Origin of the sequence: Methanobrevibacter sp. (genome assembly GCF_017539065.1) — an archaeon.
Lineage (GTDB): Archaea > Methanobacteriota > Methanobacteria > Methanobacteriales > Methanobacteriaceae > Methanocatella.
On sequence record NZ_JAFYHP010000026.1, the window covers coordinates 78154 to 94046 of the forward strand.

The 15893-nt window shown below is 32.8% G+C and carries 14 protein-coding genes, 1 tRNA gene and 1 pseudogene; 8 read left to right on the top strand and 8 right to left on the bottom strand.

The features are described 5' to 3' along the window. Window positions 1-97: 97 nt before the first annotated feature. Both IKS50_RS07065 and IKS50_RS07070 read right to left on the bottom strand, forming a co-directional pair. Entirely contained in the window at window positions 98-1690 is a 1593-nt protein-coding gene (locus IKS50_RS07065) for an AarF/ABC1/UbiB kinase family protein (RefSeq protein WP_292847538.1), read from the bottom strand. 27 nt (window positions 1691-1717) lie between these two features. Beyond that, window positions 1718-2215: a DUF308 domain-containing protein gene (locus tag IKS50_RS07070; protein WP_292847541.1), complete on the bottom strand. Its 498-nt coding sequence runs from the start codon at window positions 2213-2215 to the stop codon at window positions 1718-1720. A gap of 181 nt (window positions 2216-2396) precedes the next feature. Here IKS50_RS07070 and IKS50_RS07075 point away from each other — a divergent pair, with 181 nt between their 5' ends. From IKS50_RS07075 to IKS50_RS07085, 3 genes are all read left to right on the top strand, one after another. After that, window positions 2397-3482 carry a hypothetical protein gene (locus IKS50_RS07075; RefSeq protein ID WP_292847544.1) on the top strand — a complete coding sequence of 362 codons (1086 nt, stop codon included), beginning with the start codon at window positions 2397-2399 and terminating at the stop codon, window positions 3480-3482. A 4-nt stretch (window positions 3483-3486) separates the two neighbouring features. Next, on the top strand, window positions 3487-4392 hold the full coding sequence (locus IKS50_RS07080; protein ID WP_292847547.1) for a DMT family transporter: 906 nt from the start codon (window positions 3487-3489) through the stop codon (window positions 4390-4392). 442 nt (window positions 4393-4834) lie between these two features. After that, window positions 4835-6727, top strand: a complete 1893-nt coding sequence (locus tag IKS50_RS07085; protein ID WP_292847550.1) for an MJ1255/VC2487 family glycosyltransferase — start codon at window positions 4835-4837, stop codon at window positions 6725-6727. A 27-nt stretch (window positions 6728-6754) separates the two neighbouring features. On the opposite strand, the gene IKS50_RS07090 is transcribed toward IKS50_RS07085, so the two are convergent. From IKS50_RS07090 to IKS50_RS07105, 4 genes and pseudogenes are all read right to left on the bottom strand, one after another. After that, a complete protein-coding gene (locus IKS50_RS07090; RefSeq protein ID WP_292847553.1) occupies window positions 6755-7225 on the bottom strand; it encodes a hypothetical protein in 471 nt (156 codons plus the stop codon). Between the two features lie 75 nt (window positions 7226-7300). Further along, window positions 7301-8212: pseudogene (locus tag IKS50_RS07095) on the bottom strand (transcription initiation factor IIB); the annotation flags it as partial. 65 nt (window positions 8213-8277) lie between these two features. Further along, window positions 8278-8565 (bottom strand): Gar1/Naf1 family protein, encoded by a 288-nt coding sequence (locus IKS50_RS07100; protein ID WP_292847556.1) that lies wholly within the window; start codon window positions 8563-8565, stop codon window positions 8278-8280. A 110-nt stretch (window positions 8566-8675) separates the two neighbouring features. Then, window positions 8676-9413 carry an RraA family protein gene (locus tag IKS50_RS07105; RefSeq protein ID WP_292847559.1) on the bottom strand — a complete coding sequence of 246 codons (738 nt, stop codon included), beginning with the start codon at window positions 9411-9413 and terminating at the stop codon, window positions 8676-8678. A 422-nt stretch (window positions 9414-9835) separates the two neighbouring features. On the opposite strand from IKS50_RS07105, the gene dnaG reads away from it, so the two are divergent. From dnaG to IKS50_RS07130, 5 genes are all read left to right on the top strand, one after another. Beyond that, window positions 9836-11089 carry a DNA primase DnaG gene (dnaG, locus tag IKS50_RS07110; protein ID WP_292847562.1) on the top strand — a complete coding sequence of 418 codons (1254 nt, stop codon included), beginning with the start codon at window positions 9836-9838 and terminating at the stop codon, window positions 11087-11089. A 20-nt stretch (window positions 11090-11109) separates the two neighbouring features. Further along, window positions 11110-11712, top strand: a complete 603-nt coding sequence (locus tag IKS50_RS07115) for a biotin transporter BioY (RefSeq protein WP_366664945.1) — start codon at window positions 11110-11112, stop codon at window positions 11710-11712. A gap of 46 nt (window positions 11713-11758) precedes the next feature. After that, window positions 11759-12157, top strand: a complete 399-nt coding sequence (locus tag IKS50_RS07120) for a DUF1284 domain-containing protein (RefSeq protein WP_292847569.1) — start codon at window positions 11759-11761, stop codon at window positions 12155-12157. 54 nt (window positions 12158-12211) lie between these two features. Next, a tRNA-Gln gene (locus tag IKS50_RS07125) sits at window positions 12212-12283 on the top strand. A gap of 29 nt (window positions 12284-12312) precedes the next feature. Then, entirely contained in the window at window positions 12313-13494 is a 1182-nt protein-coding gene (locus tag IKS50_RS07130; RefSeq protein ID WP_292847572.1) for an ATP-grasp domain-containing protein, read from the top strand. 271 nt (window positions 13495-13765) lie between these two features. Here IKS50_RS07130 and IKS50_RS07135 read toward each other — a convergent pair whose 3' ends face one another. Both IKS50_RS07135 and IKS50_RS07140 read right to left on the bottom strand, forming a co-directional pair. Next, entirely contained in the window at window positions 13766-14452 is a 687-nt protein-coding gene (locus IKS50_RS07135; RefSeq protein ID WP_292847575.1) for a V-type ATP synthase subunit D, read from the bottom strand. A gap of 27 nt (window positions 14453-14479) precedes the next feature. Then, window positions 14480-15871 carry a V-type ATP synthase subunit B gene (locus IKS50_RS07140; RefSeq protein ID WP_292847578.1) on the bottom strand — a complete coding sequence of 464 codons (1392 nt, stop codon included), beginning with the start codon at window positions 15869-15871 and terminating at the stop codon, window positions 14480-14482. Window positions 15872-15893 lie beyond the last annotated feature (22 nt).

Below are 15893 nucleotides of genomic sequence, written 5' to 3' on the forward strand. Positions count from 1 at the left end.
ATCCTTATAATAAATATTACTTTTGAAAAAAATTAATGAAAAATATTATTAAAAAAAAAATAATTATGAAGGAAAATAATTCCTCATAATTCGATATCTATTTCAACACAAATTTCTTCATACCAATAATAGCTAAGATTATGACGATTATATAACCAATTAAAGAAATTACCGGCATATCGAATGCCATTGGTCCGAAAGAAACTGTTGAAGAACCTATTAGAAGTGCACAAATCAATGCAACTATTGAAACCTTATCGTTAATGTCGACTTCAAACTTAAATTTCAATTCTTCATTGTCAATCTTGTGAATGGTTCTTGTAAGGAGTTTAGGCAAGGCCTGAAGCATGTGTTCATATAGGATTATGTTGCTTTTCTTGCCTCTTAAATACTGTTTAGGATTGATTCTTTCTTTTGCTATTTGTTTGGCAACAGGTTTGATTGATGCGAAAACATCAATTTCAGGATCCAGATTCTGTGCAATGGCCTCAACCATTGAAAGTCCCCTTGCCATTGTAACAAATTCGTTTGGAAGAATGACTCCATATTCCTGCATAAGATTGAGGAGTTCCTCCAAAACTCCATTGAAACGATTAAGCTCTACACCGAAATATCTTCCGAACATATCATTCAAGTCCCTCTTTAATGCTCTTGTCTCAATGTCATAATCCAGAATGTCCATATACATTAGCTGATTTATCAATCCGTCAACATCCTGATCAACAAACAGTATCATCAATTCGGAAAGGTTCTTTTTGAATTCTTCATCAAAGAATCCCATCATACCCAAATCAAGATAACATACGACATTGTCTTCCAAAATCATTATGTTTCCTGGGTGAGGGTCTCCATGGAAGAAACCATCGAGGAATAGCTGTTGAAGATAGGAATCGAGAATATTTTTTGCCAAAAGCTTCTTGTCGAATTCATCGCCTTCGCTTGCGTATACTTCATTTAATTTTGTACCGTCGATAAATTCCATTGTCAAGACTTTTGATGTGCAGTATTCAGAATATGTGGCAGGGATATGTATCTCAGGATTTTCAACAAAGTTCATTTCAATGCGTTGCATGTTCATGAATTCATTATTGTAATCAATCTCTTTATGGATAGAACGGTCAAATTCCTCCATAATTCCAGGCAAATTCAATTTTCTAAGATCAGCATTCCATTTGTCCGCACGGTTGGCAACATACTTCATTATTCGTATGTCAAGGTCAATCTTATCTGTGATGCCTTCTTTTTGCACCTTAACTGCAACTCGCTCACCTGTGGATAACTTAGCCTCATGAACCTGACCTATGGATGCTGTTGCCAAATGTTGCTGTGAGAAATCCTCAAACAGTTCATCGATGTTTCCGTTAAGTTCCCTTTCGACGATGGTTTTAACCTGATCATAAGATATGGCGGGATTGTCATCCTGCAAGTTGGCCAATTCATTTGCAATTTTTTCTCCGACAATATCAGGTCTTGTACTTAATAGCTGACCTAACTTAATGAAAGTGGTTCCCAATTCCTGAAGCATCAATCTTAACTTTTCAGGAACATCTTCATCCTGCAAAGGACTAGGGCCCTCATCATCGCTTTTACGTATTTTGCTTTTTGCAGTCTGGCCTAAAATCTCATCGAAACCGTATTTTTTTATAGCGGCCCTGATTTCGCCCAAACGTTCTTTTGTTTCCTTATCCATATTCATCACTTTTGTTATTAGAAAAGATTAACTGCGGTCAATAATATCCTCCGCAAAGAATGATATTCCTTCCATAATCAAACATATTCCAACAATGATTGCGGTATATAATGGTTCTGCAATTGCAAAGAATGCAAGGAAAATCGCAACTATACCCATTATTAATATTAATATTGAAGTGGCTTTTGATACAGTTGAATCAGGGAAAAAACCAACAAGACCAATAAATATCAATATAAATGCAATTAAGTAGAATTGGTATCCGATAATGAAGGATAATGCATCTATCTTATAGATAAATAGCAATCCTAACAGTATCGCACAGATTCCCAGCAATATATTGATTGCTGAAACATGAGTTACAATGCTCCATACAGAAAATCCATCAATGATGGAAGCGAATCCGAATGCAATCAAACATATTCCTGCAATAAGGGATACTGCTTCGGCACTATACAATGGGTAGACTATGAAAAGTAAACCCAGTATTATAAATATAATTCCTAGTATCTGTTTATAGTTCATAGAAAATCACCTTAATAATTTTAGTTTTGTTTATTAAATAATAAATCTTTTTGTTTTTGATTCATATTTATTACAAAAAAATGAAATGAATATGGAAAATATTACAATTTGCCCTCAATTATACATCTGACAGTTCGCCAATCATCATTTATTTAAAGTATAACTTCTTAAATTAATGTTGATGAAGATTAATAAAACCATGCTGATTGGATTAATATTCATATTGTTTGCAGGAATCATCTTTATAACTGACATTTTCAATCCAATCATAAGACCAGTTACATATAATTTCTTAATGGGGTCATCTAAAGGAAAGGATATAATGTTCTTTGGCCTTTTAGGCTTGTTTTTGATATTGTCCCAAGTAATCAAAAAAGAAATTGACACTACCAAGTATTTGAAAATTTCAATGCTGCTTGGAGGAGTTTTATTGATCTTAGGCATTGCTTTGGAAGTTATTTTCAGACTGCAAATGGGCATCAAACTCAACACTGTATTCTGCTCTATGACTAACGGCATGAGTTCCACAAGCATTCTGCATACTCATTTGTTAAAGGCCATTTTAGGAGAAGTTCTAACCAAGATAATGGGACCGTTTATTCAAAGCGGCATCAACACTGGTGTTGGCCTATATGCTTATGTTCCAAGTTATGCATTTTTAGTAATTTTGCTGATTCCGATACTTTTCGTGACAATTGTTCTTGCTTCACAAAAACGCCCTTGGTTTACAAACTTCCTTTTGGCATTCTTTTCAAGCTGTTTGATTATCGGCATTATTGATGGAGGGATGTTTGCAACACCATCATATGTTGGAATCTTCGGACTTTACCTTGTTTACAGAAACGGATATTACCTGAACTACATTGTGGGAACCCTCCTAAGGGATGAAAACCTGCTTGGGCAAAATGAACTGATTCAACCATGCTATAGAAACCGTGGATTCAGCGAAAAAAGATATATCTTTAACAGATTTTTAATTTGGTTTGTTGTAATAGTATTTATAATCCTAAGGTTTACCGTTGCATTTGCCGGTGCGGAACCCGACTATTATACTGTCGATATCGTGAATCCGAGTGAAGAGATTGATTTGGGAAACATCAGTGTGGAAGTCGTTGATTATGCAACCAACAATGACGCAAACAAGACTACCTATCATATTGATCCCCAATATAATGAAATGGAACTGATTAACGATTTGAAGATTCGCCTGAATAATTCCTGCGAGTATTATACCGTCACATGGAATGCTTATTCTTATTTAGAGTGATAAAATGAAAAAACTCTATTTGATTTTACCTATTTTGGCAGGTTTAATGTTTGGATCAAGTGGAATATTCGTCCGCACATTAACACAAAATGGAATTGACTCTACAACCCTTCTATTTTTAAGGTTTTCAATAGCCATCATTCCTATTCTAATAGCCATTTTATTAACTGATAAAGAATTATTAAAAATAGATTTAAAAGACCTTCCATTGTTTTTAGCATGTGCAACATGCATTGTCGGACTTAACTTATGCTATAATGAATCCATGAATTCCATTCCGTTATCCCTTGCTGCAACATTGTTGTCAATAGCTCCAATTTTCGTGTTAATCTTCGCATATGTTTTATTCAGGGAAAAGATTACAAAAAGAAAACTGATTTGTATGGTATTGGCCATTATTGGATGTATGTTGATGACTGGCGTTTTTGAAAGCGATATTGTCAATATACCTTTATTCGGCATCCTTTCGGGTATTGGCGCAGCACTATTTTGGGCAATCTATTTAATGGCCTCCAAAAAATCAATAGAATCTAGAAACCACACATTTACAATACTGTTTTATTCTATCATATTAATCTCAATAGCTTTGATTCCCTTAACTGATTTTGGCCAAATCAGTAATTTTGTAAACATCAATCCGACATTGACAATCCTGTTTTTAATCATACACTCCACATTCTCATTCGCACTCCCATATATATTCTCAACAGTTAGTTTGAATTATATTGACTCCGGAGTATCTTCAATATTGCTGTCTGGCGCAGAACCACTTGCCGCTTTAATTTTTGGATTTGCATTATACTCAGAAATCCCAACACCATTGATGTTTTGCGGATTCGTTTTGGCCATTATTGCAATGATGATGTTAAGTACAGAAAGCAGTATCAAAAATATATTACACATCCCATAGAGAGAGGTGCATTTCAACTGTAAATGCTTCAAATTAAAAACTGGGGAAAAATTGAGCCATTTCAGCGAAATAAAGAATTTTTATTTATAAACTAAAAAAGCAATATTAATGCATATGATATAAAAGAAATATGTAAAAAATATTGACTTACTAGGAAAATATCTCCATACAGTAATTAACGTAAAATTACTTAAATCAAGTTTAAATAATTTAGAATCAAAATTTTAAATAATATAACTTTATTAACTATTTTTTTAAAATATAATTAATTAATATTAGTTAGATCCCGAATATAATAATTTTAAAAAAATTCTATTTTTGGGTTAAAAAATCACTATCTTAGAAAAAAATTTCCTTCAAGAAAATAATTTAAATTAAGTTAAAATCGAAAAAACAACCAAATTTACAAAGATTTATTTATTTAAAAAATAAATTTTTACATATGATTTTAAGCATTATCATACCTACTTATAATGAAGAAGAATACCTCCCTGTTTTATTGGAAAGTATAAAAAAGCAAAGTTTTGAGGACTATGAAGTTATAGTGGCTGATGCTAACTCAACTGATAAAACAAGAGAAATAGCCGAATCATACGGTTGCATAGTAGTTGATGGGGGTTTACCGGCAGTAGGTAGGAATAATGGTGCTAAAGTAGCTAAAGGTGAATATCTGCTATTCCTTGATTCTGATTTAGAGCTTACTGATGACTATTTAAGAAATGTCATATATGAATTCAGAATGGAAAGGCTTGGAATAGCCATTACACAAATGCTGCCTCTTTCAAACAAACTCGATGACAAATTACTCCATGAATTAGCTAATTACTTCATGATAGGTGTTGAAAATATAAAACCCCACGGAGCAGGATGTTATGGAATCATTTCACGAAAAGAATTACATGACGCATGCGGGGGTTTTGATGAAGACTTAAATTTCGGCGAAGATACAGATTATATTGAAAGATTAGCTAAAAAAGAACGTTTTAAAGTTCTAAGAAATGCTAAAATTGGCGTTTCAACTAGAAGATTAGAAGAAGAAGGCATCGAAACATTAATTAGGCAATATGGTAAAAGTACAGTAAATGATTTTTTAGGAAAAAGAACCGATGCGGAAGATTTAAATTATAATTTTGGACACAGCCATGAGCGAATCACAACATCCCGTCTTGAAAAATTAACTAAAACTACAGACAGGGTAAATGAGATTAAAGAAACTTATGATGAATCTGTTCAAAAGATCAATGCCACAAGGTCTCGTTTTAAAATTAAGAAAAATAGATCCAAAAAAGTTGTATTTTACTGCATTTGCGGTGAAGGAATGGGTCACGCAATTCGAAGTGGAGTTATAATAAATAGAATAAAAGAAAAATATGATGTTTACATCTTTTCAAGTGATAGGGCTTATGAATACTTAAACTCTAAATTTGACAATGTTTATAAGATTGGAGGATTCAATACAGTCTACATCAATAACAAAGTAAATAACCTTCAAACTTTATCCAATGCACTGAAAAGAAATCCTACAAATATGAAAATAGGATATGAAAAGTTATATAAAAAAGCAAGAGAGTTAAGGCCGGACGTTATTGTGACCGATTTTGAAATATATGCCACAATGGTGTCCAAATTATTAAACATTCCATTAATCAGCTTAGATAATATCCATATGATTACACAAGCCAAAATCCATTACCCTGAGAATAAAAGAATTGAAATGCTTAAAGCAAAAGGTGTAATAAAAACTTATGTTGTAAAACCAAAAATACATATTTTAACTAGTTTCTTCTATCCTCCGGTCAGATCTAAAAAGAATGCTGTGATATACCCTCCAGTTATCCGTGAAGACATACTTAAATTAGAGCCTAAGACCGGCGATCATGTTATCGTTTATCAAACAAGTAAAGAAAGTGTTAAATTAGTTCGTAAACTCAAAGCATTGAAAGATGAGAAATTCATTGTATACGGATTCAATGTCAATAAAGAAGATGGAAATCTGACTTACAAAGAGTTTAATGAAGACGTGTTTTATGATGATTTAGCTTCTGCAAAAGCAGTTATTTGTAATGGAGGATTTACATTTATTTCTGAAGCAATTTCCCTTAAAAAACCTATTTATTCCGTTCCAGCTATCGGAAACTTTGAACAAACTTTAAATGGTTATTATGTAGAGCGCTTAGGTTATGGAGAATATCATGAAATAATGAGTGCCAATAGGGTTAAAAACTTTTTAACTAGACTTCCGAAATATCAAAAACAACTTGCAAAAGTTAAAAAGACAAATAATGATGGAATAGTTAAAGAATTAATTTATAGAATAGAAAAATACTCCAGATAATAGATGCCTGAAGTATTTGCGGAAGGATTAAAGATTAGAATCTTTAACCTTAATTGTATCAGAAACTTCTTTTAATAGATTTAAATCATTGCCGATAATAATAAAATCGACATCATCCTGATTTGATACGAGTTTATAGATAGTTCCGTTTTTGAATTGTGAAGAATAAATTTGTTCTGTGGTGGTATTTGAAACAGAAACAGAATTATCTCCAATTAAAGATTCTGTCAAATTTTTGTTAATTATAATTCCTGAAATATTATTGGCATATTTGCCAGTGTTTTGATAGTATTTCATTCCACTAGCTTCATTCTTAACTGTAAAATTTGAACCTTTTGGAATATCTATTTCAAAAAGATTAAAATCTTGTGTTTTTAAAGGAATCTTTTGCAAATCTCCGCTTACATCTTCATTATTAATAGGATTTGTTAAAATTAAATATCCTCCAACAATAATAAATATAAAAGCAATAACAATAATCACATTTGATAATTTCATATGTTAAACTCCTTAAAAAATAAAAATAAAAAAAGTATGATTAATAAAGCAATTACTTCATTAATCAAAGGGCAATTATAAAGTTACGCCCATCTCTAATTGTTCAGTTAATTCTTTGTACCTATTACGGATAGTTACTTCAGTGACTCCCGCAATATCTGCTACATCCCTTTGGGTTTTTCTTTCACCGAGCAAAACAGATGCGATATATAATGCGGCCGCTGCCACTCCAGTAGGCCCTCTTCCAGAAGTCAAACCTTTTTCCATTGCTTTTTCAATGATTTCAATAGCTTTGGATTGTGCTTCTCCTGAAAGTCCGAGTTCTGATGCGAACCTTGGAACATAATCTACTGGGGAAGTTGGCGGTAATTTAATGTTCAATTCACGAGTTAAGAACCTGTAGGTTCTTCCAACTTCTTTTTTAGTTACACGGGAAACTTCAGCAATTTCGTCTAAGGTACGTGGCACGTTACAACGTCTGCATGCAGCATATAAAGAAGCAGCCACTACGCCTTCAATACTTCTTCCTCTAATTAATTTATTGTCTACTGCACTTCTATAAACAACACTTGCAGCTTCCCTTACACTCCTTGGAAGTCCAAGTCTTGAAGAATCACGATCTAATTCACTTAATGCAAATGCCAAATTCCTTTCAGTAGCTCCGGAAATCCTAATTTTTCTTTGCCATTTCCTTAATCTGTACCATTGAGCTCTGTTTCTTGCAGGAATATCACGACCATAAATATCTTTGTTTCTCCAATCAATCATGGTACTTAGACCTTTATCGTGAATAGTGTAAGTAATTGGAGCTCCAACTCTTGTACGTTTGTCTCTTTGTTCGTGGTCAAATGCTCTCCATTCAGGACCCATATCTACAAGATTTTCATCGATGACTAATCCACAACGAGCACATACTACTTCCGCTCTTTCGTAATCACCAATTAATTCTTCAGAACCGCATTCAGGACATACAGTTTGTTTAGAATCATCATATACGTCTCTTTGCCTTCTATCTTCAACAGTTCTTTTGCGTCCTCTTTTAGGAGTTTCTGTTACTTCTTGTGTCGTGGTTTCATCCCCCTTTTTCTAGGTTTTTTGGATTTTGGTTTTGATACAAACAGTTTTTCGCCACAATTTTTTTCTATTTTATCTCTGCTTGCTGATTTAAACAAACGAATAGAAACATATGGCTTTTTTGTTGGTCCAAAAACATAACTCACCTTACCAATTTTGTTTTTATGACTATCATAAACAATTCCACCTGGTGAGGGTGTTTTATCAGACCTTGCTATTAATTTTCCAGAGTTTGCTATATGCAAACTATTTCCTAAAAATTTCATAAAATCCAACTTAAAATCAAATCTGTATCATTTATATAATTATAAAAAAGTAGTATATAAATGTATCGATACATTTATATATAAAAATTAACATCTATTTAAATATTTTTCTATTTGAGCCCGACAATTTCAGCCAAGGTTCTGCCATTAGAAATATCATTTATAATCTTTGATTCCTTGACTTTTACATCTAGTGCAGCAAGCATTGTTTTGGTAAATAACTCCTGAGGAATGACAACAATGCCACTTTCATCACCAATGAAAAAATCACCAGGATTTATTTTCATTCCTTCAACTTCAATACTTTCATTCAAAGTACCTAAACCCAAAGCAGATCCCGCATTTGGACAGAAATTAGAAGCGAAGACCGGGAAATCAATATGCAATAGAGCATCAAAATCACGTGCTGAACCATAAATGACAGTGGCTTTAATTCCATTATCCCTAGCACAAGTAGATGCAAGTTCTCCCCAAATAGCCTTATCTTCGGAGTCAACTTTGAAAAATAATATATCTCCTTCTGATGCCTCGTCAATAGCCAATGCTGATGTTCCCCAATCATCACTGCTGGTTTCAGCAGTGAAAATAGATCCAAAAACTTTTTGGTTGTTGACTGGTTTGATTGATTGGATTGTGCCTGACCTTTTTGTAATTCCATTATAAGCATCTGAAACTTGGCAAGCAGAAACAACTTCAAGCAAAGACATTAGATTAATGTATTCATCATAATTTTTGCCGTTATACTTCAAATCATCAATAGAAACATTTTTTAGGTTGATTTTACCTACAGCTATACGTTTATTTAAATTTTTATTTTTATTTAACACATCTTTAGGACTTATTGACATGACTTCACCACTATACTATAATATATTTAACATACTTAAAATATATTTCATAGATTTTATATATTAGTTCGACTAAATTATTATTTGTAGTATTTATTCAAATACTTGATTCTTATATACTCATAGAGTTACATACATTACTAATTTATTATAATTATTATTAATTTATCAAAAAACAGGAGAAAAATTATTATTAGGGAAAAATAAAAAGTTTTAATTGTATAAAATTTATTTAACATGATTATATTAGGAAAATAGTAACACCTTAATAGTAAAACGCTCCAAATGTATAAACTCTTTTTTAGTGTATAATAGGTCGAAAGATTAAATTATCGTATAATTTATGCAAGTTAATCACCTAAAAATAATTTATATTTTTAGCAATTACATAAATTATCCCGATTAGCTTAGGAGGCTTAAATATGGGAAAAGGTGAAGAATTAACAACAACAAAATATTTAATACATGCTCAAATTACAGCTAACGGTATTGTTGAAAAACCCGACGTTGTTGGTGCTGTTTTTGGGCAAACTGAAGGTTTACTTAGTAATGATTTAGATTTAAGAGAACTCCAAAGAACTGGAAGAATTGGAAGAATCCAAGTAAACATCCACTCCAATAGTGGAAGGGCAAAAGGTGAAATCGTAATTCCATCCAGTTTAGATAGAGTTGAAACCGCCATTCTCGCTGCATCACTCGAAACCATCAACAGAGTAGGTCCTTGTGAAGCAGAAATACGCACAACAAAAGTTGAAGATGTAAGGGCTGTTAAAAGAGAGCAAGTTGTTAACCGTGCTAAAGAAATCTATAAGAAAATGGTTGAAAGCGTCGGTCCAACTAGTATGAGAATGATCGAAGAAGTAAGGGAAGCTATGAGAGTTCATGAAATCTCTGAATACGGTGAAGACCGTCTCCCTGCTGGTCCAAGCATCCACACTTCTGACGCAATTATTGTTGTAGAAGGCCGTAGCGATGTTTTAAACTTACTTAAATACGGCATTAAAAATACCGTAGCTGTTGAAGGAGTAAGCGTACCTAAATCCATTGGTGAATTAAGTAAAAAAAGAACCACCACTGCATTTGTTGACGGTGACAGAGGCGGAGAGTTAATATTAAAAGAATTATTGCAAATTGGTGAAGTAGACTACATTACCCGTGCTCCAAAAGGAAAAGAAGTAGAAGACCTCGAAAAAGACGAAGTCTTAGTTGCTCTTAGAGATAAAGTTCCTACCGCACAATTCTTAGCTACAACAAACATTTTAAATGATTCTAACAACAATCACAACAATAAAAAAGAAAATAATAATAACAAACATCATAAAAAACATCAAAAATACAACCGCAATGACAGACAGCCTGTTGTAAAAGAACCGGAACCTGAAATTGAAGATGATGAAGTTAGCCTAATGAAAGATATGCTAAAAGAATTCGAAGGAACCGGATGCGGAGCTATTTTAGATGAAGCATTGAACATGACTAAAGAAGTGGAAGTCGAAAATATTTACGAAGAAATCAAAAATATTGAAGGCACTGCAGATACAGTCATATTTGATGGAGTTATCTCTCAAAGATTAGTTGATGTTGCATCCGAAAAAGGAATTAACAAATTAGTTGCTTTTAAATCCATGAATATAGTTAAAAAACCTCATGACGTTAAATTAATTACTATTGATTAAATAAGGGGGAAAAAATGAATATTAATATAGACAACTACTACGCAACAAGGAAAAATGTATTTGAAAGAATCCAAGATGCTAGTACTGCCACTAAGATACTCATGTCATTTATGATGGCATGTTTCACTGGTATTATGGCTCAAATCATTATTCCGCTCCCATGGACTCCAGTTCCAATTACTGCACAAACCTTTGCAGTTCTATGTTCTGGTTTATTCTTAGGTAAAAAATACGGAGTTTTAAGTCAGATTATCTATATTGTTTTAGGTGTTGCATTTATTCCTTGGTTTGGAGGAATGACCGGCGGCCTTGAAATATTCTTAGGATCAACTTTTGGATTCTTTATTGGATTTATTATTGCATCTTACTTTGTAGGATTAATTACTGAAAAATATGCAAATGCACGTAATTTTACAAAAATGGCTATAACCCTTGGAATTGCAAATTTCGCACTTATCTACATTCCAGGTTTAGCATGCCTTGCATTATTCTTAAGCATGCAAGGAACCCCAGTTGGAATTGTTGAACTTTTAATGATGGGTCTTATTCCGTTTATTGCTGGAGATATTGTAAAAATCTTAGGTGCTGCTTCAGTATCAAAAATATTTTTACCAAAAGACTAAAAAAAGGTTTTTATAACCTTTCTTTTTTTATTTTTTTTTGATCAAAATGAAACTTGTTTTAAGAGGACATCACTTATTATGTCTTAAAGGTTTCCAAGGATACGGCTACGATGAAAATTTCGTTGAGAATATGGCCAAAGTAAACTCGCTGAAAAATCTTGATTCAACCACCATTTCACTTACAAATCAAGCAGATGACCTATGCAAATCCTGTCCTAATTTAAAAAATAATTTATGTAAAAATCAAGAGCGCAATGAAATAATTAGGAAAATGGACGATGAAGTGTTAAAAAAAATAGACTCGTCAAAAGAGCATAATTCAGTTGAATTATTTAAAAAAATTGATGAAATCTTTAATAATGAAGAAAGTGTTTCTAAAATCTGTTTTAATTGTATGTGGCATGAAAAATGCTTATTTTATCAAAAATTATTAAATAACCGATAGGTATAAATACTATATGATAAAGATATATAAATGTTGTAAAAGTACAACAAATATAGTCCCGTGGGGTAGTGGTAATCCTTCTAGGCTTTGGACCCGGAGACGGCGGTTCGACTCCGCTCGGGACTACTCTTATTAACTTTTTTTACTGATTTTATATGGAAAAGCTATTACTTATTGGAATTGATACAAGAAGTATGCTTAACAGTGCGTTAAAATTAGAATATGATATCTATTCTACAAGCTATTTTTCAACTTCAGACACTCCCATTATCAAAAATCAAAAGATTGTACTAAAAGAAAATGATGGTGAAAGTTGTGGAATTTTTGAAGATAATTTTGACAGCAAATCTATTTTAGAATTGTCCCAAGACTATATAGATGAAGTTGATTATATCATTCCCATCTCAGGTGTTTCACCTACTGATTTTAAAAGAAGTGATCAAAAAAAGATTCTGGGAAACAAGAATGTTGAGAATGTTGAGAATAAATTTAAATTTTACAATGAAATAAAAAATGAATTTTTAACTCCTTTGACTTTTTGTATAAGTGATATAGATGAAGCTTTGGAAATAAAGAATGAATATCCTAAGGTTCAATTTATTTTAAAACCCCTTCAAGGAAGTGGAGGGTATGGCATAAATCTATTAAATAATGATGGAAATCTTAAATTAAATGGTGATAAGTTCATCATGCAGGAATATGTCACTGGAATTAATTTAAGTTCATCAGTTTTATCTAGTGAAAATGAATCAAAGACCATCGTGAACTCAAGATTACTTACAATGAACGACTTGGGGAATAAAAATTCTTTCATTTATATTGGAAACATCTTACCATTAACAGACAAATCCATAATGGCAAAAGTGGACGATATCGATAAAATTACAAATGAAATGAAAAGTACCAGTGAAAATCTAATCGACAGGTTCAACTTGATTGGATCCAATGGTGTAGATTATATCCTCAATGAAAAAGGATTATATGTTATTGAGATTAATCCAAGGATTCAAGGAACATTCGAATGTGTGGAAAAAGCATTTGGAATAAACATGCTTGAAGCTCATATCAAAGCATGCCAAGGAAAAATAATTGATATGCCAAAAGCGAAATATTATACCTATAAAAAAATAGTATACTCCCCAACAAGAATGAGGTATGTTCCGCTTAACTTAGATAACATTTATGACCTCCCTCATGTAGGTTCCATTACAGAAAAAGATGAACCCCTTCTTACAATAATAGATAAAGATACTGATTTTGAAAAATTATTTGAAAAAGTAGAATTAACTAGTAAAATAGTTAATGAAGAATCTAGAAAAGCCCAACCAGATGCATAATAAATAATATTACGCCAAGAGTTATCATAAAGGTAGTTATAATCATTCCACGTGTCATCCAAATAAATACTTTAGCCTTGTTATCTGGATCCTTCATAAATTGGTCAATTGGGTTTCTTCTCATTTTTACAACCTTTTTTTAGATTTTCTAGTAATAAAAATTTTTACAGTAACTTGATAAATAAAACTTTTTTTAAAAATAAATGAATTATTGAACTTTAAACAAAAAAATAATAAAAAATAGAAGAAAATGAAAAAAATAAAGAAAAATTTAAGCTTCTGCATTTTCAGCAGCTTCAGCTGCCGCAGCCGCTTTTTCATTTTTCTCCATTGTTGATCTAATCATTTTCAATCTAACGAAGTTTTCTCTTTCCATTTCTTGGAGTCTCATATCAATATACTTCTCAGTATTTTGGAATCTAGGAATCATAATGTGCTCTAAAGCATTTACTCTACGTTTGGTAGATTCAATCTCCTCAGCAAGTAAGAAAATTGTTTTTTCTACTTCACCAAGTTCGATTAAATACTTAAGAGATTCCTCGAATTTCTTTGCAGCTTCGTCTAACTGTATGGTAGTATCAGAGAATCCATAACCTCTGTCAATAATGGTTCTTTCTTCCATTTTAACATTTGTTACAGGTACAGCTACACCCATAACGCTTCTTGATGAAATTTCTACATCAATAGATTCTTTAACTGATAAAGCTGCTTTTCTAACAGCTAAATCTCCCATAGCAATCTGAGCTTCAACTAAAGCTTCGTTTGCTTCTTTAAGACTTAATTCTGCATTTTCACGAATACCTTTGACACGATCCAAGATATCAAAAAACTCTTTGATTAAAGCATCCCTTTTCTCTTTAAGTAAACCATGCCCTTTTACAGCAAGTTTAGTCCTATTTTTAAGGGATAATAATTCCATACGAGTTGGATTAATTCCATCTATAATATCTTGTGCCATTTAATCACCTACATTACTGTAATGAGATTATTCATCTTTTGGAAGGTATTGTTCAATAAATTCTTCTTTAACCCTTTTGAGCTCTGCTTTAGGTAAGATTTTAAGTAAACTCCAACCAAGATCCAAAGTTTCAAAGATGGTTCTGTCTTCATCTTTACTTTGAGTAATGAATTGATCTTCAAATGCTTGAGCAAACTCTAAGAATTTTTGGTCCCTTTCAGTAAGTGCTTCTTCCCCTACAACCGCAACGAGGTCTCTTAATTCACGACCTTCTGCATAAGCAGAATAAAGTTGGTCAGATACACCACTGTGGTCATCACGAGTTTTGTCTCCACCGATACCACCACTCATCAAACGAGAAAGTGAAGGAAGTACGTCTACAGGAGGATAAATACCTTTCCTTGAGATTTCCCTACTTAATACAATTTGTCCTTCGGTAATATAACCGGTTAAGTCAGGAATTGGGTGAGTAATATCGTCTTGAGGCATAACCAAAATCGGCATTTGAGTAATAGAACCTTCTTTACCATCAATACGTCCTGCTCTTTCGTAGATACCTGCGAGGTCAGTGTACATGTAACCAGGGTAACCTCTTCTTCCAGGTACTTCTTCCCTTGCTGCAGAAATTTCCCTTAAAGCTTCACAGTAGTTAGTCATATCTGTTAAGATAACTAATACTTGCATACCTAAGGTAAATGCATAATATTCTGCAGTAGTTAAAGCCATTTTTGGAGTTAAGATTCTTCCAATAGCAGGGTCGTCTGCTAAGTTCATGAATACTGTAAGTTTTTCTAAAGCTCCAGTACGTTCGAAATCTCTCATAAAGAAGTTTGCTTCTTCGTTTGTAATACCCATTGCTGCGAAAATTACTGCGAACTCGTCTTCAGCACCTAATACTTTTGCTTGTCTTGCAATTTGCACAGCTAAATCGTTGTGAGGTAAACCAGATCCTGAGAAAATAGGAAGTTTTTGTCCTCTTACTAATGTGTTCATTCCGTCTATGGTAGAGATACCAGTTTGAATAAATTCTTCTGGGAATTCACGAGAAGCAGGGTTCATAGGAGCCCCGTTAATATCCAATTCTTCGTCTGGAATAATTTCTGGTCCGCCGTCAATAGGTTTACCGATTCCGTTAAAGATACGTCCCATCATGTCTCTGGACACACCGATTTTTGCGGTTTGACCAGTGAATCTTGTTTTGGTATCTTTAGTGTTTAAGTCATTAGTTCCTTCGAATACTTGGATAACAGCAACATCTTTAGTTACTTCAAGAACTTGTCCACTTCTTTTTTCACCAGTAGGTGTTTCAATATCTACAATTTCATTGTAACCAACGCCTTCTACTCCTTCAACAACCATTAAAGGACCTGAGACTTCAGATACAGTAGTATATTCTCTAGTTTTAATATTTGTATTCATTTTTAAGCCTCACTGCATTGTT